The sequence below is a fragment of the Amycolatopsis eburnea genome (assembly GCF_003937945.1).
Classification (GTDB): domain Bacteria; phylum Actinomycetota; class Actinomycetes; order Mycobacteriales; family Pseudonocardiaceae; genus Amycolatopsis; species Amycolatopsis eburnea.
Genome location: NZ_RSEC01000062.1, coordinates 280,591 through 300,744, shown reverse-complemented (window position 1 = coordinate 300,744; position 20,154 = coordinate 280,591). Strand labels below are relative to the sequence as shown.

At 73.6% G+C, this 20,154-nt stretch carries 18 protein-coding genes; 7 read left to right on the top strand and 11 right to left on the bottom strand.

What is annotated here, in order from left to right; translation table 11 throughout:
* The first annotated feature begins 61 nt into the window (after nucleotides 1-61).
* A complete protein-coding gene (locus EIY87_RS43575) occupies nucleotides 62-1,450 on the top strand; it encodes an FAD-binding oxidoreductase (protein WP_125315850.1) in 1,389 nt (462 codons plus the stop codon).
* Nucleotides 1,451-1,692: 242 nt separating this feature from the next.
* Here EIY87_RS43575 and EIY87_RS43570 read toward each other — a convergent pair whose 3' ends face one another.
* Genes EIY87_RS43570 through EIY87_RS43555 form a run of 4 tightly spaced genes read right to left on the bottom strand, consistent with a single transcriptional unit; the run spans nucleotide 1,693 to nucleotide 7,713 of the window.
* On the bottom strand, nucleotides 1,693-2,997 hold the full coding sequence (locus EIY87_RS43570) for a type I glutamate--ammonia ligase (protein ID WP_125315943.1): 1,305 nt from the start codon (nucleotides 2,995-2,997) through the stop codon (nucleotides 1,693-1,695).
* On the bottom strand, nucleotides 2,994-4,724 hold the full coding sequence (locus tag EIY87_RS43565; protein WP_125315849.1) for an IucA/IucC family protein: 1,731 nt from the start codon (nucleotides 4,722-4,724) through the stop codon (nucleotides 2,994-2,996). Before EIY87_RS43565 ends, EIY87_RS43570 begins: the two co-directional genes overlap by 4 nt.
* On the bottom strand, nucleotides 4,721-5,998 hold the full coding sequence (locus EIY87_RS43560; RefSeq protein WP_125315848.1) for a lysine N(6)-hydroxylase/L-ornithine N(5)-oxygenase family protein: 1,278 nt from the start codon (nucleotides 5,996-5,998) through the stop codon (nucleotides 4,721-4,723). The genes EIY87_RS43565 and EIY87_RS43560 overlap by 4 nt, the downstream gene beginning before the upstream one ends.
* Nucleotides 5,995-7,713, bottom strand: a complete 1,719-nt coding sequence (locus EIY87_RS43555; protein ID WP_125315847.1) for a pyridoxal phosphate-dependent decarboxylase family protein — start codon at nucleotides 7,711-7,713, stop codon at nucleotides 5,995-5,997. The genes EIY87_RS43560 and EIY87_RS43555 overlap by 4 nt, the downstream gene beginning before the upstream one ends.
* A 142-nt stretch (nucleotides 7,714-7,855) precedes the next feature.
* Between EIY87_RS43555 and EIY87_RS43550 the strand changes: the two genes are divergently transcribed.
* Genes EIY87_RS43550 through EIY87_RS43535 form a run of 4 tightly spaced genes read left to right on the top strand, consistent with a single transcriptional unit; the run spans nucleotide 7,856 to nucleotide 9,783 of the window.
* A complete protein-coding gene (locus EIY87_RS43550; protein ID WP_125315846.1) occupies nucleotides 7,856-8,263 on the top strand; it encodes a fluoride efflux transporter FluC in 408 nt (135 codons plus the stop codon).
* Nucleotides 8,263-8,595 (top strand): DUF190 domain-containing protein, encoded by a 333-nt coding sequence (locus EIY87_RS43545; RefSeq protein WP_125315845.1) that lies wholly within the window; start codon nucleotides 8,263-8,265, stop codon nucleotides 8,593-8,595. Before EIY87_RS43550 ends, EIY87_RS43545 begins: the two co-directional genes overlap by 1 nt.
* Nucleotides 8,592-8,960, top strand: a complete 369-nt coding sequence (gene crcB / locus EIY87_RS43540; protein ID WP_125315844.1) for a fluoride efflux transporter CrcB — start codon at nucleotides 8,592-8,594, stop codon at nucleotides 8,958-8,960. Before EIY87_RS43545 ends, crcB begins: the two co-directional genes overlap by 4 nt.
* Nucleotides 8,961-8,967: 7 nt before the next feature.
* Nucleotides 8,968-9,783 (top strand): hypothetical protein, encoded by an 816-nt coding sequence (locus tag EIY87_RS43535; protein WP_125315843.1) that lies wholly within the window; start codon nucleotides 8,968-8,970, stop codon nucleotides 9,781-9,783.
* Between the two features lie 4 nt (nucleotides 9,784-9,787).
* Here EIY87_RS43535 and EIY87_RS43530 read toward each other — a convergent pair whose 3' ends face one another.
* The 6 genes from EIY87_RS43530 to EIY87_RS43505 form a co-directional block, all read right to left on the bottom strand.
* Nucleotides 9,788-11,581, bottom strand: coding sequence for a serine/threonine-protein kinase (locus EIY87_RS43530; RefSeq protein WP_125315842.1), 1,794 nt, complete (start codon nucleotides 11,579-11,581; stop codon nucleotides 9,788-9,790).
* 67 nt (nucleotides 11,582-11,648) lie between these two features.
* Nucleotides 11,649-12,599 (bottom strand): LLM class F420-dependent oxidoreductase, encoded by a 951-nt coding sequence (locus tag EIY87_RS43525; RefSeq protein ID WP_125315841.1) that lies wholly within the window; start codon nucleotides 12,597-12,599, stop codon nucleotides 11,649-11,651.
* Nucleotides 12,596-14,701, bottom strand: coding sequence for a S9 family peptidase (locus EIY87_RS43520; RefSeq protein WP_125315840.1), 2,106 nt, complete (start codon nucleotides 14,699-14,701; stop codon nucleotides 12,596-12,598). Before EIY87_RS43520 ends, EIY87_RS43525 begins: the two co-directional genes overlap by 4 nt.
* Nucleotides 14,702-14,721: 20 nt before the next feature.
* Nucleotides 14,722-15,573 (bottom strand): PPK2 family polyphosphate kinase, encoded by an 852-nt coding sequence (locus EIY87_RS43515; protein WP_125315839.1) that lies wholly within the window; start codon nucleotides 15,571-15,573, stop codon nucleotides 14,722-14,724.
* A gap of 17 nt (nucleotides 15,574-15,590) precedes the next feature.
* On the bottom strand, nucleotides 15,591-16,058 hold the full coding sequence (locus EIY87_RS43510) for an SRPBCC family protein (RefSeq protein WP_125315838.1): 468 nt from the start codon (nucleotides 16,056-16,058) through the stop codon (nucleotides 15,591-15,593).
* Nucleotides 16,055-16,375, bottom strand: a complete 321-nt coding sequence (locus EIY87_RS43505; protein WP_125315837.1) for an ArsR/SmtB family transcription factor — start codon at nucleotides 16,373-16,375, stop codon at nucleotides 16,055-16,057. The genes EIY87_RS43510 and EIY87_RS43505 overlap by 4 nt, the downstream gene beginning before the upstream one ends.
* A 144-nt stretch (nucleotides 16,376-16,519) precedes the next feature.
* Here EIY87_RS43505 and rocD point away from each other — a divergent pair, with 144 nt between their 5' ends.
* On the top strand, nucleotides 16,520-17,752 hold the full coding sequence (rocD, locus tag EIY87_RS43500; protein WP_125315836.1) for an ornithine--oxo-acid transaminase: 1,233 nt from the start codon (nucleotides 16,520-16,522) through the stop codon (nucleotides 17,750-17,752).
* An 81-nt stretch (nucleotides 17,753-17,833) separates the two neighbouring features.
* Nucleotides 17,834-19,192, top strand: a complete 1,359-nt coding sequence (locus tag EIY87_RS43495) for a DUF2252 domain-containing protein (RefSeq protein ID WP_125315835.1) — start codon at nucleotides 17,834-17,836, stop codon at nucleotides 19,190-19,192.
* On the opposite strand, the gene EIY87_RS43490 is transcribed toward EIY87_RS43495, so the two are convergent.
* A complete protein-coding gene (locus EIY87_RS43490) occupies nucleotides 19,181-20,059 on the bottom strand; it encodes an FAD-dependent oxidoreductase (RefSeq protein WP_125315834.1) in 879 nt (292 codons plus the stop codon). The genes EIY87_RS43495 and EIY87_RS43490 overlap by 12 nt on opposite strands.
* Between the last annotated feature and the right edge of the window lie 95 nt (nucleotides 20,060-20,154).

The following is a 20,154-nucleotide window of genomic DNA, read 5'->3' as shown; positions in this document are numbered from 1 at the left end:
GCTTCGCGAACGCTCGCTGCCTAGCTTCGCCTCGGAACCAGGAATCCGAGAGGGGCCACCCATGACCACCACCGCGTTGCCGCACGAAGCACTGGCCGCCACCCTGCGCGGCACTCTCGTCACCCCGGCGGACCCGGGCTACGACGAAGCCCGGGCCGTCTACAACGCCATGATCGACAAGCGGCCGGCGGCGATCGCCTACTGCCGCGACGCCGCCGACGTCGTCGCCTGCGTCCGCTACGGCCGTGAACAGGGCCTGGACCTGGCCGTGCGCGGCGGCGGCCACAACGCGGGCGGCCTGGGCGTCGCCGACGACGCGCTGGTCATCGACCTGTCCGGGCTGCGCAGCACCACCGTCGACCCGGTGCACCACACCGTGCGCGCCGACGCCGGCTGCACCTGGGGCGACGTCGACCACGCCACGGTCGCGTTCGGCATGGCGACGCCGTCGGGCATCGTCGCGTCCACCGGTGTCGCGGGCCTGACGCTCGGCGGCGGCATCGGCTACCTGGCCCGGCGCTTCGGCCTGACCGTCGACAACCTGCTCGCCGCGGACGTCGTCCTCGCGGACGGCTCGTTCGTGCACGCTTCGGAGTCTTCGCACCCCGACCTGTTCTGGGCCCTGCGCGGCGGGGGCGGCAACTTCGGCGTGGTCACGTCGTTCACGTTCCGCTGCCACGACATCGGCGAGCACGGCGTCGTGCTCGGCGGGCCGGTGCTGTACGACCTGGCCGACACCCCCGCGGTGCTGCGCTGGTACCGCGAGTTGCTGCCGTCGCTGCCGGAGGAGGTCAACGGCTGGTTCGGCCTGCTGACCGTGCCGCCCGCGCCGCCGTTCCCGGAGCAGCTGTGGGGCCGCAAGGCGTGCGGCATCGTCTGGTGCTACACGGGTCCGCACGACAAGGCCGAGGAGGTGCTGGCCCCGGTCCGTTCGTTCGGCTCGCCGCTGCTGGTGGGGCTGCAGGAAATGCCGTACACGGCCCTGCAGGGGGCGTTCGACGCGCTGTACCCGGCGGGGCTGCAGTGGTACTGGCGCGCGGACGTGTTCCACGAGATCTCGGACGCGGCGATCGACATCCACCTCAAGCACGGCGAGGCGCTGCCGACGATGCACTCGTCGATGCACCTGTACCCGATCGACGGCGCGGCGAGCCGGGTGGCCGCGGACGCGACGGCGTTCCCGTACCGGTCCGGCGGCTGGTCGGGCGTGATCGTCGGGGTCGATCCCGCGCCGGAAAACGCCGAGCCGATTTCGCGGTGGACGCGGGACTACTGGGAGGAGCTGCACCCGACGTCGGCGGGCGGGGCGTACGTCAACTTCATGATGGAGGAGGGCCAGGACCGGGTCCGGGCCTCGTACCGGGGCAACTACGACCGGCTGGCGGCGGTGAAGCGGCGGTACGACCCGGAGAACGTGTTCCACGTCAACCAGAACATCCGCCCGGCCTAGCCGGGCTGTCGAACAGTCTCGCGCCGATCTCCGTCGTCAGACGGGAACGGCCGGCTCACCGCTCGCAGCGGCCAACTCGCGCACCGGAACGGCCAACTCGCCGGCAGGCGGGTGCGTTGGCCGTTCGGGTCGGTGAGTTGGCCGTTCCGGTTGGTGAGCTTGCGCCCCAATGTGGCGTTCGGTGCGTTGAACGCACCGAACGCCACATTGGGTGCGTTCCCGGTCGGCCGCACCAGCCGGGTTCAGGAACGGAGGGCGCCCCGGCGGCGCTGCCAGTCCGTGACCGCGTCCAAACCGGACTCGATCTCCTCGGTCAGCAGCGCCGTCAGCTGGGCCGCGACGTCCGCGCCCAGCAGCTCGCCCGCCCGCTCCAGCAGGGACAACGCCTCCCACGGCGAGGTCGCTAGCGTCCCGGCCGACACCCCGGGCTCCGGCGGGGCCAGGCCCTCCTCCAGCCCGAACCGCCCGGCCGCCAGCAGCGCCGCGACCACCAGGTGCGGCTGCGCGTCCGCGCCGGCGAAGCGGAACTCCAGGCGGGGGTCCGACGGCGGCCCGGCGACGCGCACCGCCGCGGTCCGGTCGTCGTGGCCCCAGCGGACGTCGCGCGGGGAGAACGGGGCCGTCCGCAGCCGGACGTAGCTGTTCCACGTCGGCGCCCAGACCGCCGTCAGCGCCCGCGCGTCGCGCAGCACGCCCGCCAGGAAGCCGCCCAGCAGGTCCGGTGGCGAGCCGTCCACAGTGGACAACGACAGGTGCACGTGACCGGAATTCCCCTGCCCCGGCTCGGGTGCGGCCAGGTAGGACGCGGTCACCCCGTGGCGCGCGGCGGCCCGGCGCACGATCAGCTGCTGCAGCAGCACGTCGTCGCACGCGGCCAGGGCGTCGCGGTGACGCAGCACGACTTCGTACTGCCCCGGGTGGCACTCCGCGCGCGCGGATTCGACGCCCAGCCCGGCTTCGGCCAGCCCGGACCGGATGTCGGCGAGCAGCGGCGCCAGGTGCTCGGTGCCGCCGAGCGCGTAGTCGGTGCCGTGCGCGGTGAGCGGGCCGTTCGCGCCGGTGAACACCACCTCGTGCTCGATGCCCACCGACGGCACCAGGCCGAGCCCCTCCAGCGCCGCGAGCTGCCCGCGCAGCACCTCGCGCGGGGCGAGCTCGGCGATCCGGCCCGACGGCCACTCGGCGTCGCAGACCACCGCCCACGTCCGGTCGCCCAGCGGGATCGCCGTCGCCGCGTCCGGGCGCATCCGCAGGTCGCCGAAGCCTTCGAGGTACCCGCCCAGCACGCCGGACGCCGCGAGCGGTTCGCGGTCCGGCGTCCACGCGAAGACGTAGCTGCACACGCCGTAGCCGTCGTCGAGAACCGACGCGGCGAACGGCGCGGCCAGCTCGACCGCGGCGAAGCGGGCGTGCGGGTCGGGCACGAGCAGGAGCAGGCGCGCGTCGTCCTCCGCGAGCACCCCGCGCAGCACGGCTGTCCCCGCCGCGGCCGCCGCCTGGCGCGCGGCCAGCGATCGCGGGCCGGCCGGGCGCGCGAACGGCGTCACCACGCGCCGCCGGGGTCCGGGGCGTGCAGCGGGTTCGGCACCCGGCCCCACCGGACGTCGAACTCGTCGTCGCGCTCCACCTTGTCGAACCCCTGGCCGGCGAGGTGCTCCCGGTTGAGCGTCACGCGCTCGACGTCCGGGGCGAACAGCCGGCACGCGTCGAACCGCGCGGCCACGTCCGGGTTCTCGTCCCGGTAGCGGCCCACGACCTCGCGCACGAGCGCCCAGAACCGGGCGCGGGGCAGGCCGGTCTCGTCGAGCAGGACCTCGGCCCAGAACCGGAACTGGCCGGAGAACACCGAGCTGAACAGCGACTGGGCCAGCAGGTGCGCGGGCCAGCGCAGCATGTCCGCCGCGGCTTCGGGCGGGAGGCTCTCGTAGCTCTCGACCTGCTCGTCGAGCAGGTCGACACCCTGGGCGAAGTCCTTGATGAGCACCCGCTGCGGGACGTTGACGGCGTCGACGACGAGGATCAGGTTCTGGCCGTGCGGGCAGAACCCGACGCCGTGGCGCAGCAGCCACTGCAGCAACGGCGTGAGCAGCAGGTCGAAAAGCCGGGCCAGCCACGTTTCCGGGTCGTGCCGCCCGATCAGGTGGGTGAGCACGGAACCGCCGCGAGGCCCGCGATAAGGCAGGGCGGCGAACGAAATCGCGCGTTCCCCGTCCCCGAGCGCGATCGGCTCGCGCCACAGCGCGCCGAGCGTCTCGTGGAAGCGGTACGGCAGCTCCTCCAGGTGCCCGAACAGCGGGTGCGTCACCGACACGCTGGCGACCTCGCCGAGCAGCCCGAACCGGTACCGCTCGCTCAGCAGCGGATCGGCCGCGCTGATCCCGCGCAGCCACGACGTCACCGACGGCCCGGCGAGCGTCGCGGCCGAGTTGAGCCCGCGGTAGACGAGCGTGTTGCGCACCGACACCGCGGTCTTGACGTCGTGGCGGCCCGGCGTGGTCACGTTGCCCAGCGTCCGGACCGTCTGGTGCGCGCGGTAGGCATCGGTGGTCTCGCCGAGGTCGACCACGACCCCGGTGGCGAGCTCGGCGGCGTAGAGCGTGCCGAGGATTTCGTCGGCCTGCCACGGGTGCACCGGCACCCAGACGTAGTCCTCGGGCGCCTTCCCGGCGAACTCCGCCCGCAGCTCGCCGAGTTCGGCGTCCAGGAGCGCGTCCCGGCTCAGGCCGTCGACGCACCGGAACTCGGCGTGGTCCGGGTGGACGGCGAACCAGCGGAGCCGGACGTCCGCGCCCGCCTCCGGCGCGTAGCGGGCGCGGTCGCGCGCGGAGAACCCGACCCGGCCCTTGTTCAGCACCAGCCGCGGGTGGCCGGTCAGGTGCCCGTCGGCGACGTTGTAGTCCATAGTGGACAGCACGGGTGCGATCGGGGCGCGGCGCAGCCGGGCGGCCTCGTTGGCGACCGTCGAGGTCAGCTCGGCCAGCACGTCGGCCAGGCGCAACCCGCTGAGCCCCAAGACTTCCCGTGCGTCCACGACGAGGGTGCGCGGGTCGGTGACCGGCTCGCCCGACCGGCGCGCGCTGCCCGGTTCGACCGTCCAGGAGTCGAACGCGCCCCGCCGCGCCCGGAACGCGTAAGTGGCGTCCGGCAGCTCGAGCCGGTACGCGTCACCGTCCCGGGCGGGCTCCAGCAGGTGCTCGTAGGACAGCTCCCCGAGCATCTTGTGCGTGATCAGGGCACCGGCCGCGCGCCAGGCGGCCGCCTCGTCGATGCTCACTCTTCCTCCAGGCCGAACGTGGTGAAGGCGGTGCGGTCGGGCAGCTCGTGCACGGTCTTGCCGCACACGGCGTTGAGGATCACGGCCGCCCGCCAGGCACCGAGCCCGAGGTCGGGGGCGCCGGGGCCGTGGGTGTGCCGTTCCGCGTTCTGGACGTACAGCGCGCCCGGCACGTCGAGGGCGACGCGGTAGCCGGCGTCGACGACCAGGCGGCCCCGGCCGTCGCGGTGGACGGCGTCGCCGAGCCCGGCCAGCAGCGGCCCGGTCGGCGCTTCCGCGTACCCGGTGGCCGCGACGACGGCGTCGGTGCGCAGGGTGCTTTCCCGTCCCTGCTGGGCCTGTACGACGCGCAGCTCGATCCGGCCCTCCACTGTGGACGATCCGACGACCTCGACCCCCGGCGTCAGCACCGCGCCCGGCGGGCCGGTGATGCTGCGGCGGTACAGCTCGTCGTGGATCGCGGCGATGGTCTCGGCGTCGATCCCCTTGTACAGCTGCCACTGCGCGGGCAGCAGCCGGTCGCGGACGGCTTCGGGGAGGCCGTGGAAGTACGCGGTGTAGTCCGGGGTGAACTGTTCGAGGCCGAGCTTCGAGTACTCCATCGGCGCGAACGCCGGCGTCCGCGCGAGCCAGCGCAGGCCGTCCACAGTGGACCGGGAGCGCAGCAGGTCGAGGAACACCTCGGCCCCCGACTGCCCGGACCCCACGACCGTGACGCTCCCGGCGGCAAGCAGCTTTTCCCGGTGCGGCAGGTAATCCGCGGAGTGCAGGGCGAGGACGCCGGGATCGGCGACCGGCTCGCGCAGCGGCGCCGGCACCGACGGCACCGAGCCGACGCCGAGCACGACGTTGTCCGCGAGCACCGGGTCGCGGCCCGCGACCGTCAGCTCGAAGGCGTCGCCGGCCCAGCGGATCCCGGTGACCTCGTGCCCGAACCGGCACGACGGCAGCCGGGCCGCGGCCCACCGCCCGTAGTCGTCGTACTCGGCGCGCGGCGGGTGGAACCGTTCGGCGAAGTAGAACGGGAGCAGCCGGCCGCGGTCGCGCAGGTAGTTCAGGAAGGAGAACGGGTTCGTCGGGTCGACCAGCGTCACCAGGTCGGCCAGGAACGGCACCTGCAGCGTCGCGCCCTCGACCAGCAGGCCGGGGTGCCAGCGGAACTCCGGGCGGGCGTCGAAGAACACCGCGTCCAGGCCGTCGACGCCGGTGGCCAGCGCCGCGAGCGAGAGGTTGAACGGCCCGATCCCGACACCCGCGAGGTGGTGGCGCCTCACGAAGCGACCGGGCTTTCCCGGCCGGCGACGAGTTCGGCCCCCGCGGTGGCGGCGATCCGGTCGAGCAGCGGCCGGTAGTCCGAGGCGGTGGCGTGCGGGTGCAGCAGCGTCAGCTTGAGCCACAGCTGTCCGGCGCCCCCGGGCCCGGCCGGCAGCGTGGCCCGGCCGATCACGGCGGTCCCGGCTTCGAGCAGCGCCCGGCGGACACGCGCGACGAGCTCGTCCCCGCCCGCCTCGTCGGCGACGACCGGCCGCAAGACCACTGTGGACAGTTCCGGCGCGCCCCAGAGCCGCAGCCCGGGGTGCCGCTCGACGTCCGCCGCGACCTCGGCCGCGGTGGCGCAGCAGCGTTCGACGAGCGCGCCGAGCCCCGAGGTCCCCAGCGCGCGCATCGTGACGGCCATCCGGAAGGCGTCCGGCCGCCGCGACGTCCGGATCGACCGGCCGAGCAGGTCCGGCAGCCCGGCTTCGGTGTCGTCGTCGGCGTTGAGGTACTCGGCCCGCACGGTCAGCGCCCCGAGATCACCGGCTTCCCGCGCGGCGAACAACCCGGCGGCGACCGGCTGCCAGCCGAACTTGTGCAGGTCGAGCGCCACGGAGTCGGCCAGCTCGAGCCCGGCGAGCTTGCCCTTCAGCGCCTCGCTGCACAGGGCGGTACCCCCGTAGGCGGCGTCGACGTGCAGCCGCGCGCCGGCCCGGCGGCAGATCCCGGCGATCTCGGCGAGCGGGTCGACGGTGCCGGTGTTGGTGGTCCCGGCGGTGGCGACGACGACGGTGCCCGGCCCGGCGACGCCGGCGAGCGCGCCGGGCAGCATGCGATCGCGTTCGCAGGGTACGACGATCGGCGCGGGCAGGCCGAGCAGCCAGGCGGCGCGCGCGACGCTGTGGTGGGCGTTGGCCCCGCAGACGGCCTGGACGATGCCGGACTCGCGGGCGAGGAGCAGGCCGAGGAGGTTCGACTCGGTTCCGCCGGTGGTCACGACGGCGTCGGGACTGGGCGCGCCGGGGTAACACAACCGGGCGATTCCGGTGGTGAATTCGCGCTCGAGTTCGCTGGCGACGGGCGCCTGGTCCCAGGAGTCCATGGAGGGGTTGAGCGCACCGGCGACGACATCGGCGGCCACGGAAACGGCGAGCGGCGGGCAGTGCAGGTGGGCGGCGCAGGCCGGGTCGGCGGGGTCGGCGGAGCCCGCGGCGAGGAGGCGGCTCAGCTCTTCGAGAGCGGCTTCGGCTCCCACGCCGTGGAGGGGGAGGGCGCCGGGTGCGGTGGGTTCGAGGGTGCCGGCTCCGGTTCGTGCGGTGTCGGCGGCAGCATGAGCGGCGGCCGGTTCGCGCGTGGACATCGGCCCGACACCGGCCACCGTCGCGGGCCCCGCCGGCCCATCAACTCCAGCAGCCGGTTCGCGCGCCGCCAGCGAGCCGACTCCGGCCACCGTTGTGGCGACCGCTCCCGGCTCGCGCACGCCCACCGGGCCGGCCCCCGCTACCGGTTCGCGCGCCGCCGAGCCGCCGGCCTGCGTCCCACCAGGAGCTTCCGCGGTCCCCGGCTCGCCGTGCTCGGCCATCAGGGCCGCCGCCACCGCGGCGGGGCCGCCGGCCGGGATCGGGCCGCCGCGTTCGGCGATGCCCGCCGCCATGCCGCGCAGGGCCGCCGGGATCAGCTCGGCGAGCCGGTCCGCGCCGTCGTGGCCACCGGCCAGCCCGTCTGCTCGCATGTACCCGCCTTCCTTAGGGTTGCCTTGCCTACGCTGAGCAACAGTACGGCGACCGACGGCTGCCTGTCATCCGGCCCCGTCCAGCATGCTCGACCGGGTGGCGGGGACGCGTCGGCCATCGGGAGTAGGTTCGGCTCCGGAGGTGATCAGCGTGCCCGCGACCCGGTGGGACGTCCTGCTCGCGATCGGCGCCGGCGGCGCGCTGGGCAGTCTCGCCCGCTACGGGCTGTCCGTCGCGATCCCGCACGCCCGCGGCGAGTTCGCCGTCGCGACGCTGCTCACCAACGCGCTCGGCTGCCTGCTCATCGGCGTCCTGATGGCGTTCCTGACGACCACCGCGCGCCCCCACCACCTGCTGCGGCCGTTCCTCGGCGTCGGCGTCCTCGGCGGGTTCACGACGTTCTCCACGTTCGTGACCGATTCCCTCGACGCGGCCACGACCGGGCGGATACTGGGTTCGCTGCTGTACGTGGCGGCGTCGCTGGTGCTGTGCCTGGCGGCGGTGACGGCCGGGCTGACGGCGACCCGCGCGATCCGGAAGGGACGCTGATGGAAGGACCGGCCACCCGCCTCACGATCTACCTCGGCGAAGACGACCACTGGCACCACAAGCCGCTCTACCACGAGATCGTCCGCCGGGCCCGGGACGCGGGCCTCGCGGGCGCTTCGGTGCTTCGCGGCGTCGAGGGCTACGGCGCTTCGTCGCTGATCCACACGACGCGGATCCTGTCGCTGTCGGAGGACCTGCCGATGGTCATCGTGATCATCGACGCCGAGGAGAAGCTCCGCGCGTTCCTGCCGCAGCTGGACGAGCTCATCGGCGAGGGACTGGTGACGCTCGACCAGGTCGAGGTGGTCCGCTACGTGGGGCGGACGGAGTGACGCTGCTCCTGGTGGCCCTCGGCGGCGCGGCCGGCTCGATCCTGCGCTACCTGACCGACCGCCGGGTCCAGGCCCGGCACGATTCCCCGTTCCCGTTCGGCACGCTGACGGTGAACATCGCCGGCTCGTTCATCCTCGGCTTCCTCAGCGGCCGGCTCCTGCACGGCGCGGAGCCGTCGTCGGTCCGCGCCTTGGTGGCGGTGGGCTTCTGCGGCGGCCTGACGACGTTCTCGACGTTCGGCTACGAGACGGTCCGGCTGTTCCTGGAGAAGACGCGGCTGTACGCGGTGCTCAACGTGGTGGTGACGGTCCTGGCGGGACTGGCTTCGGGAACTGCCGGACTGCTGCTGGCCACCGCCCTATGATTTCCGGATGCGAGGGAAGATCGCCGCACTGATCACGACGCTCGGCGTGCTGGCAGCCGGCTGCACCGCCGGCACCCCTCGGCCGGCGGAGCTGTCGAAGGAAATCGAGTCGTTCCCGTTCGGCGACACCGAGTGGTACGACGCGGTGGTGGACACCACCCTCACCTTGAAGGGCGGCCTCGCGCACCGGGAGACGGACGGCCCCGAATACCCCGGCGGTCTCGACTGGCGGATGCTCGGCCCGCCCGCCTACACCGACATCGACGACGACGGCGACGAAGACGCCGCCGTCGGCCTCTACAGCGCCGGCGGTCAGATGGTGTCGCAGACGTGGTTCGTGTGGCTGTGGACCGAACACACGGCGAAACAGGTACGGCATCCGCTCGCCGCGTCGTCCCGCTGCGACGGCTTCATCGAGTCGGTGACCGCGAAACGCGGCGCCTTCTCCGTTCGCGCGAGCCTTTCGGAAGAAGAGGATTCCTGCGCGAGCGGGGGCGGAACGCCGATCACCTACGAGGTGGGGCTCCGCGGCGACTGGCCCGTGCGCACCAGTCCCGCCTACGGCCCGCTCGAAACCTGCAACACCCGCGAACAGACCAAGCAGGTCACGCCGGCTCGCGACCTGCAGCTCCGGGTCGCGGCCGACGACGCTTCCCCTCCGATCGGCTCCCGGACCCGGTACGACGCCGTGCTGGTCGCGCCGTTGGACCTCACCGTTCTCCCCGATGGCAAGGGCAATTTCGAGTGGTTGCTCGTCACGGCCGTGCAGGGCGCCGAGAAGGTGTGCGGCTGGGCGCGCGTCGCCGACATCGTCGGGCTGTGACCGCTCAGGCGTGGTAGCGGCTCCACACCTTGACCAGGTCGACCGTGGGTGAGTCGGTGGTCAGGACACCGATCGCATGGCTTCTGTCGTCGGTCCAGACCAGGGCGCGCCGCGTCGGGCTCCACTGGAAAACGTGCGCGTCCGCCGGTGGGTTCTTCTCCTGGTCGACGGGTCTGGCCGGCGCGGGCGCCCTGCGGTACCGGTCGGCCACATCGCGGTACCAGCCTTCGACCAGGTGCTCGGCGAACATGACCGTGAGGTTGCCGCTGTTGCCGCAGGTGATGGCGTGCGTCGGGTCGTGCCGCTCGGAAACCGCCGCGGGGAAGCTCCCGTTCAGGGCCTCGTCGCCGGTGGCGAGCGCGCAGGCCGTCCAGTCCGGGTAGTTGTCCCAGGCGGCGACGAAGTTCTTCAGCTGCGTTGTCGCCGCCAGCGGGCTGGGCGTGCGCGCCGTGTTCGCGGTGGCGGCTGGATCGGCACCGGGAGGAGTCGTCCCGTCGGCCGTCAGGTTCAGCACGAGCACGATCGCCGCACCGGCGGCGACGGCGCCCGCGCCCGCCACCACCGGCCACTTCGGGCGACGGCCCGCACCCGGCTGCCCGGTTCCGGCGGCCCGGCGGGCCGCCGCCACCGTCGCCGCCGCCGGGCCGGACAGCGAAGCCACCCACTCCCGGACATCGGCTCGCCGCCCACCGCCCAGCGCGAAAAGAGTCTCCGCCGCATCACCGAGCAGATCCCCTTCGGCGGCGTCCGCCGCGTACCGCGCCACGGCGAGCACCCAGCCGGTCAACCGGCCGCGTCTACCACGCACGGACCGCGCCGCTCGCACGGCTTCGCCCAGCGTGCCCGGCGAAACGGCGGCGAAGTCGGAGAACTCGACCACCACCTGGTGGAACAGCGCGGGATCGGCGTCCGCATGGGCGGCCAGCTCGAGCAGCTGCCGCGCGGAAGCCGCGTCACCGGCGGCGAGCAGGCGCCGGCCGCGCTCCACCACCGGTTCGGCCGTCCCGTCCAGTGCCTCGGTCAGTTCCGCCAGCAACGCGTCGACGTCGGCGATCCGCGCCTCGGCCTCCATCCGCGTGGCGCGGCGGACGAGGGTCCGCCACGGTTCCGCCGGTGGCAGCAGCGCGACGTTCGCGAGCGGATCACGGCCGGTGAGCGCCCAGCCGATCAGCTGCCCGATGCTGTACACGTCGGCTTCCGGCCCCGCCTCGTGCGCGTCGACGGACAACTCCGGCGCCGCGAACCCGATGGTGCCGAAACCGGTGCCCGCCTGGGTCCGCGCGGGGTGGCTGGTTTCGCCCCGCGGCCGCCTGCCCAGTCCCCAGTCGGCCACCACCCAGCGACCGTCGAACCGGAGGATGTTGTCCGGCTTCAGGTCGCGATGGATCCACCCTTCGCGATGGGGCCGCCGCAACGCTTCGCACACGGCCGTCACCAGATCGCGCAACCGGTCGGGATCGGTCAGTTCGTCCGCGAAGTCCCGCGCGGTGCCGTCGGCCAGCGGCATGATGAACCACCGGTGCCCGGGGTCCCAGGCGATGATCGGCATGACGTGGGGGTGGTCGCCGAACCGCCGCGCCGCTTCGATCTCCCGCTTCATGCGGGCGACGGCGTCCTCGCCCCCGGAAGCCGATCTCTTGAACGCCACTTCGGTTTCCGTGGGCTTGTGCACGGCGCGGAAAACCTCGGCCTGGCCCCCTTTGGCCAGCGGACTCGGCGCCAAGCGGTATTCCCGGCGCAGGTCCCGGCCGGCGCGGCGCGGATCGGGGCCACCCGGGTCCGGGTTCGCCGTGCCCATCCGAATCCATCGCCCCCACGATCCGCCCCCGACCGACCGGGAACACCTTACCCGGGCCGGGTGACGATCATCGCGGTGCCAGGCCGCGCACCTGCTCGAACGGGTCCCCGCCGGTCGGCAGCAGCGCGATGATCGGCGTCGTCAGCCCGTTGTCCACATAGGACCGCACCTGCTCGCGACACGACTCCACGCTGCCGTGGATGACCAGGTCGTCCACCACCGAGTCCGGGATGACCTGGTTCGCCTTCTGCCGGTCGCCCGCCGCCCACGCCTCGTGCATCGGGGCCAGTGCCTCGCCCCGGCCGAGCCAGTCGTGGAACGCCGCGTACACCGGGACCGTCAGGTAGCTCGAAATCAGCATCCGGCCGAGGCCGCGGGCCGCGTCGGCGTCCTCGGTCGGGCAGACGAAGATGCGGGCCGCCAGCTCGGCGTCCGGGCCGAGCACCGAACGGACCTTGGGCACGTCCGAAGCCGCCAGCCAGTTGGTGATCGCGCCGTCCGCCTCGCGGGCCGCGAGGCGCAGCATGCCGGGGCGCAGCGCGGCCAGCATGATCGACGGCGGCGGGTCGGCCGGGCGCTCCAGGCGGAACTTCGAGACGGCGAACGTGTCGTAGGTTTCGCTCACCTTCTCCCCCGCCAGCGCCGAACGCAGGAACCGCAGGGTGTCCCGCGACCGCGCGAACGGCTCTTCGAAGGGCGCCGCGTTCCAGTTCGAGACGATCACCGGGGACGACGCGCCGATGCCGAGGACGAACCGGCCGGGCGCCAGCTCCGCGACCGTCGCCGCCTGCATCGCCAGCAGGCCGGGGCCGCGGGTGTACACCGGCACGATCGCGGTGCCCAGGCGCAGCTGCGGCGCCCACTGCGACGCGAGCACCAGCGGCGTGAAGGCGTCCGTGCCCGCCGTCTCCGCCGTCCACGCGTCGGTGTAGCCCAGGTCCGGCAGCTGCTCCACCAGCTCGCGGTGCGCGGCCAGCGGCACCCCGGTCAGCGGAATCGTCAGGCCCCAGCGGCTCATGCGTTCTCCTTGTCGACGGCGACGGCGGACAGCTCGCGCAGCAGCCAGTCCACCTGCGTGCGCATCAGGTTCTCCGCGACCTCTTCGGCCTGCGGCGTCATGTGGGTCGCCCCCGCCAGCGGCAGGAAGACGTGCGGGCGCCCCTTCGCCAGCAGCGCCGACGACAACCGCAGGGCGTGGGCGACGAACACGTTGTCGTCGGCCAGCCCGTGCACGATGAGCAGCGCGCGGCTCAGCTCGCCGGCGCTCTCGATCAGCGAGTTGTGCGCGTAGCTTTCCGGCTCGTCCTGCGGAGTCCCCAAGTAGCGCTCGGTGTAGTGCGTGTCGTACAACGACCAGTCGGTGACCGGCGCGCCCGCGACCGCCGCGTGGAACACGTCCGGGCGGCGCAGCACCGCCAGCGCCGACAGGTAGCCGCCGTAGGACCAGCCGCGGATCGCGACGCGCTCCAGGTCCAGCTCCGGGTGCGCGGCGGCCGCCGCCTGCACGGCGTCGACCTGGTCCTGGAGGGTGACGTCGGCGAGGCGGCCGTGGATCTCGCGCTCCCACACCGCGCCGCGCCCGGGCGTGCCGCGGCCGTCCGCGACGAGCACCGCGAAGCCCTGGTCGGCCAGCCACTGCGAGGTCAGGAACGCGTTGCGGCTCTGCAGCACGCGCTGGGCGTGCGGCCCGCCGTACGGGTCGAGCAGCACCGGGAGCTTGCCTTCGCTCGGCTCGTAGCCGCGCGGCAGCAGCAGCGCCGCGCGCAGGCCGCGCTCGCCCAGCGTCAGCCAGGTCAGGTTCGGCACGATGTCGGGGTCCACAGTGGACACCGAAATCGACGCCACCGGCTCGCCGTCGCGCAGCACCGAAACGCGTGGGCCGCTGTAGTCCAGGCTCCACGACGAAAGCACGGTGACCGCGGCGCTCCCGGCGCCGACGTGCACGCCGTCCACAGTGGACAGGCGGCGCACCGAAGCGCCCTCGGTGCGGAAGACGTGGATCTGCGTCGGGTCGGCCTCGGAGGCGCTGAAGAGGATCTCCTCGCCCACGTCCAGCACCGCGCGCAGCTGCAGCCCGGCCGGCGTGACGGCCTCGCCGCCGACGAACAGCCGGTGGTCGCCGTCCACCATCCCCTCGGTGACCAGGCGCCCGTCGGGCGTCCACGCCGGGACGCCGCCGACGATGTCGATCCAGTGCCGGTCGGTCGCGGTGTGCACGACCGACGTCGAGCCGTCGGCGACGTCGAGCGCGAGGACGTCCATGCGCTGCTGGTCGCGCGGCTGCACGGCCAGCAGCGGCGCGCCGCCCGCCGACCAGTGCACCGAGGCCAGGTACTCCCACTCCCCCGGCTCGACGTCGACGCGGGAGCCGTCCAGGCCGAGCACCGCGAGCGAGACGAGCGCGTTCGTGGTGCCCGCGGCCGGGTAGGCGACGACGTTCGCCGGGTGCTGCGGGTTGGCCGGGTCGGCGATGGTCCAGCGCGGGACCGGGCCGCGGTCCGAGCGCTCGGCCAGCACGCTGCGGCCGTCCGGGGCCCACCAGTAGCCGCGGGTGCGGTCCATCTCCTCGGCGGCGATGAACTCGGCGAGGCCCCAGGTGATGTCTTCGCCGTCCTCCTCGACGAGCACGCGGTCGTCACCGGTGGCCAGCTCCAGCACGTGCAGCCGCCGGTCCTGGACGTAGGCGACGTGCGTGCCGTCCGGGCTGGGCCGCGGGTCGATGACCGAGCCGTCGACGCGCAGCGTCACCTCGCCGGACGCGAGGTCCAGGGTGTAGAGCTTGCCCGAGAGCGAGAACACCGCGACGGTGAAGCCCGCGTCGACGCCGTAGTGCACGACGCCGCCGCCGGTCTCGCGGGCGCGCTCGCGGCGCGCCCGCTCCTCGGCGGGCAGCTCCTCCTCGCCGGGCAGCAGCTCGGCGGCGTCGACCAGCTTGGTCTCGGCGCCGGTCGCCAGGTCGGCCGACCAGAGGCTGTGCCGGGGGTCGGTGCCCGACTCCGCGCGCAGGAACAGCACGCGGGAGCCGTCCGGGGCGACCCGGAACTCCTTCGGCGCGCCGAGGGTGAAGCGCTGGGTACGGGCCTGCTTGCGGAGGAACGGGAGGTCGTCGACATCGGTCACGCCCGCACTCTTTCAGACGATCACGACGAGACGCCAACACCCTTCAGCTTCGCCAGCTCCGCGTCGACGTCGAAGCCCGGCTCCGGGAACCGCGGGTCCAGGTCGGCGAGGGTCTCGATGAGCAGCTCCGCGACCGCCCAGTTGCGGTACCACTTGTGGTCGGCGGGCACGGCGTACCAGGGGGCGTTCCCGGTGGACGTCTTCTTGAAGATGTCGGCGTAGGCCTGCTGGTAGGCGGGCCACTGCGAGCGCGCCTCCAGGTCGCCGGGGTTGTACTTCCAGTGCTTCTCCGGCGTGACGAGCCGGGCCTTGAGCCGCTTGAGCTGCTCTTCGGGCGAGATGTGCAGGAACACCTTGACGACGGTCGTGCCCGCGTCGGCCAGCTCCCGCTCGAAGGCGTTGATCTCGGTGTAGCGGCGGCGCCGCTCGGCCGCGGTGAGCAGCCCGGTCACCCGCGGGACCAGGATGTCCTCGTAGTGCGAGCGGTCGAACACGCCGATCCGGCCCGCGCCCGGGAGCTGCTTGCGGATCCGCCACAGGTAGTGGTGGCGGCGTTCGGCCGCGGTCGGGGCCTTGAACCCGGCGTAGCGGACGCCCATCGGGTTGACCAGGCCGAGCACGTGCGACACGGTGCCGCCCTTGCCGGAGGTGTCCATGCCCTGCAGCACGAGCAGGACGCTGCGGGTACCGCCGCCGACGCCCTCGGCGTAGAGCGCCTCCTGCAACCCGGACAGCCGTTCGCCCGCGTCGCCGAGTTTGGCGAGCGCCTTGGGCTTCTTGCCGGGTCCGACCGGCGTCGAGCCCGGGTCCGGCAGCTCCCCGTCGATGCGCAGCGCGTCCCGGACCCGGCTTCCTGTGTCCTTCTTGGCCATCTCGCGAAGCTACCTGCTCAGGCGGCGGCTTTCTCGGCGAAGAGGCCCAGGAGGGCGCCGTGCCCGCCCTCGCCGGAAACGCCTTCGCGGACCTTCGCACCGGTTTCGCCGTGCCGCTCGAAGCCCCGGTGCTCCAGTTCGACGCGGGTGCTGCGCGGCCCCTCCTCGACGAACCTGACCTCGATCTCGCTGGCGTGCGCGGGGTCCGGGTCGATCTGCCAGTCTCCGTCGATCCGCCACGAGAGGACCACCCGGGCGGGTGGCTCCCAGACGAGCACCTCGCCCCACTGGCATTCGGCGCCGTCGACGGTCCGCTCGTACCAGCGGCCGCCCGGCTTCGGCTCCAGGACGGCTTCGGCGAGGTCGGCCGCCCCGAGGTGGTGCGCCCGCGGCCACCAGCTGTCGAAGGCCTCGGTGTAGGTCTTGAACGCGTGCTCGCGCGAGCACGCGACGGTGATCGTCCTGCGGATCGGCTCGAGTGTCATGGTTCCTCGCTCTCGGTGGATTCGGCGAAATCGGCGAACGAGCGGAGCGCGTCCGACCACATGCGGTCGAGGTAGGCGCGCACCGCGGCGATGCCGTCGGGCTCGAGGCGGTAAAGCCGCTTCGTGCCTTCGGCCCGGTCGGCGACCAGGCCCGCCTCCTTGAGCACCTTGAGGTGCTGGGAGACGGCCGGGCGGCTGATCGGCAGGTCCGCGGCCAGCTCGCCGACCGCGCGGGGCCCGGCGCGGAGCGCTTCGACGATCGCGCGCCGCGACGGGTCGGCCAGCGCGGCCAGCTGGTCGCTTCCGTAAGTCGCCACGAACGGTAAGTTACGACTTACCATTGCGTCCGTCAACCGCCGCGCAGCGTTTCGGGGGTGTCGGCCGGGGATTGCGCAACGAACAACGGGTGAAAGCAACGTTTCCCGGCTGAATTCCGCGTGTCCTGCCTTTAACCTGAACGCATGACGACGTTCGCCGGCCGGGAGACCGCCGCCCCCTCCGCCGCGAGCTTCATCGAGCTCGACGAGCGGTGGAGCACGCACAACTACCACCCGCTGCCCGTCGTGATCGCCGAAGCCGAAGGCGCCTCGGTGACCGACGTCGAGGGCAGGTCCTACCTCGACTTCCTGTCCGGGTACTCGGCCCTGAACTTCGGGCACCGCCACCCGGACCTGGTCGCCGCCGCCGTCGGGCAGCTCGGGCGCGTCACGCTGACCTCGCGCGCGTTCCACCACGACCAGCTGGGCCTGTTCTGCCGCGAGCTGGCGGAGCTGACCGGCACCGAGCTGGTGCTGCCGATGAACTCCGGCGCCGAAGCCGTCGAGTCCGCGGTGAAGGTCGCGCGGAAGTGGGCGCACCAGGTCAAGGGCGTGCCGGACGGCACCGCCGAGATCATCGTCGCCGGCTCGAACTTCCACGGCCGGACCACCACGATTGTGTCGTTCTCGACCGACGAGACCGCGCGCGCCGACTTCGGCCCGTTCACGCCCGGCTTCGTCACGGTCAAGTACGGCGACGCCGCCGCGCTGCGCGACGCGATCACCCCGCGCACCGCAGCCGTGCTGCTGGAGCCCGTGCAGGGCGAGGCCGGCGTCATCGTGCCGCCGGAGGGGTACTTCGCCGAGGTCCGCGCCGCCTGCGACGAGCACGGCGTGCTGCTGATCGCCGACGAGATCCAGTCCGGCCTGGCCCGCACCGGCACCGTGCTGGCACTCGACCACGAAGGCGTCCGCGCCGACGTCTACACCCTCGGCAAGGCCCTCGGCGGCGGCATCCTGCCGGTGTCCGCGGTGGTCGGCCGCCGGGACGTCCTCGGCGTGCTGAAGCCGGGCGAGCACGGCTCGACCTTCGGCGGCAACCCGCTGGCGTGCGCGGTCGGCCGCGCGGTGATCCGCCTGCTGAACACCGGCGAGTTCCAGCAGCGCTCCACCGAGCTGGGCGCCCACCTGCACACGCGGCTCACCGAGCTGATCGGCACCGGGCTGTCCGAGGTCCGCGGCCGCGGCCTGTGGGCGGGCATCGACATCGCACCCGGCGGCCCGTCGGGCCGGGAAGCGTCGCAGGCGCTGTCGGCGCGGGGCGTGCTGTGCAAGGAGACGCACGAGCGCACGCTGCGCGTCGCGCCGCCGCTGGTGATCACGCGCGAGGAGCTGGACCGCGGCATCGACGCGATCGCCGAGGTCGTCCGCCCCTGAACCACCCGGATGCCGCCGGCCGAGCCTCCCGCCCCGGCGGCATCCGGGAGCACAACGTCCCCTTCGGACGTTGTGCCCGGTATGGGATCAGGGGAATGGGTGGAACGGCCGCTCGCCGGCGCGGACAGCGTCACACCGGGCGAGCTGTACGAACAGGGGAAGCGGCTGCGCGAGAAGACGCCGGCCGCGGTGCACGACCACGAGGCCGCGGGTGCGGGCCGGCCGAGCGCGCAGCAGTACTTCGAGGCTAGCAACGCCGGGCGCCTGCCCGAGCTGGTCGAACTCCGCCGTGAACGCATGCGCGCGTCGCCGTTCACGTTCTTCCGCGGTGCCGCCGGGCTGATGGGCGCCGACCTCGCGGGCACGCCGTCGGCCGGGCTCACCGCGCAGCTCTGCGGGGACGCGCACGCGGCGAACTTCGGGCTCTACGGCACGCCCGAAGGCAAGATCGTGATGGACATCAACGACTTCGACGAGACCGTACCGGGCCCGTGGGAGTGGGACCTCAAGCGGCTCGCGGCCAGCCTGGTGCTCGCCGGCCGCGAGGGCGGCATCGGCGAGGCCGGCTGCCGGGAGGCCGCCGAGGACGCCGTGAAGTCCTACCGGCGGACCATCCGCGCGCTGGCCGACCTGCCGTTCCTGCGGTCGTGGAACGCCCTGCCGGACTCCTCGGTGCTGTCGAAGGCCCGCGCGGACGAGCTGATCGACGACTTCGCCGACGCCGCCGAGAAGGCCCGCAAGAACACCAGCGCCAAGGTCGCGGCGAAGTGGACCGAGCACGTCGACGACCACGAGACCGGCCTGTCCCGCCACCGGTTCGTCGAGGACCCGCCGGTGCTGACGCACGTCGACGAGCGGACCGCCGAAGCCGTCGCCGCCGGCCTGGTGTCCTATGTGGACACCCTGCGCGAGTCGCGCCGGACGCTGATCGCGCGCTACCGGCTCGCCGACGTCGCCTTCCGGGTGGTCGGCACCGGCAGCGTCGGGCTGCGCAGCTACGTCGCCCTGCTGCACGGCAACGACGAAGAAGACCTGGTGCTGCAGGTGAAACAGGCGCAGCGGCCGGCACTGGCGCCGTACCTCGACCTGCCCGCCGCCGGCCACGAGGGCCGCCGGATCGTCGAGGGCGCCCGGCTGGTCCAGGCCGAAACCGACATCCTGCTCGGCTGGACCACCATCGACGGCGTGCCGTTCATCGTCCGGCAGTTCCGCAACCTCAAGGGCGACATCGACCCGTCGGAACTGGAGAAGGACCACCTCGACGACTACGGCCGCCTGGCCGGGGCGCTGCTCGCCCGCGCCCACACGCGGTCGCTGCACCCGAAGCTCCTGGCGGGCTACTTCGCCGAGGACTCCGAGCTGGACGAGGCGATGGGCGCGTACGCCGTCCGCTACGCCGACCTCACCGAGGCCGACCACGCCGAGTTCTCAGGGAGCTGACAGCAGATCGGCGACGTCGGCCGCGCAGCCCCAGGCCAGGGTGATCCCCGAGCCGCCGTGGCCGTAGCAGTGCACGACGTCGCCGTCGCGCTCCAGCCGGACCTCGCGCCGGAACGGGCGCAGCCCGACCACCGACCGCAGCACCCGCGCGCCCTCGAGGCGGGGCTCCAGCTCGCGGCAGCGGCGCACGATGTCGGCCGTCACGCCCGGGTTCGGGTCGGTGTCGCCGCGGCCGGGTTCCTCCGTGCCGCCGCACACCACGTGGGTGCCGTGCGGGATGACGTAGGCGACGCCCGGGCCGGTCTCGTCGACCGCGAACTCCGGCAGGCCCGGGTCGGTCAGGTGCACGACCTGGCCGCCGACGGGCACCATCGACGCGTCCCCCGCCAGCCGGCCCGCGGCGAGCCCCGCGGCGTTGACGACCGGGCCGAGGCCGGCGAGGGAGGTCAGCGGCCGGTACTCCACGCGCACGCCCAGCGCGCGCACCCGGTCCAGCAACCAGTCCAGGTAGACCGGGGTGTCGACCAGCGCCGTGGTGAACTCCAGCCGGTCGCCGTCGCGGACCGGGTCCGCCATCGCCGGCAGCCACGCCGGGTCCGGGGCACCCGGCGGCAGCAGCACCCGGCCGCGGCGGAACCGCACCCCGGGCGCGTGCTGCCCGCGCAGCACCGCGAGGGTCTCGGCGGTCCAGCGCACGATCCGCTCGTCCGGCCGGCGCACCGGCGGGTAGAGCACGCCGCCGGCGACGGCGGAGGTCGTCTCCCCCGGCGGCGCCGCGGCGACGACGGTGGTTTCGTGCCCGGCTTCGGCCAGCCGGTACGCGCAGCTGAGCCCCACGATCCCGGCCCCGGCGACTGTCACCCGCATCCCCGCATCGTGACGCACCGGCGCCGCACCCCGCCCGCGGGGGCGCGCCCACCCCTCGCACGGGTGAGGACGATCGGCCGCGGCGGGCTTCCCCG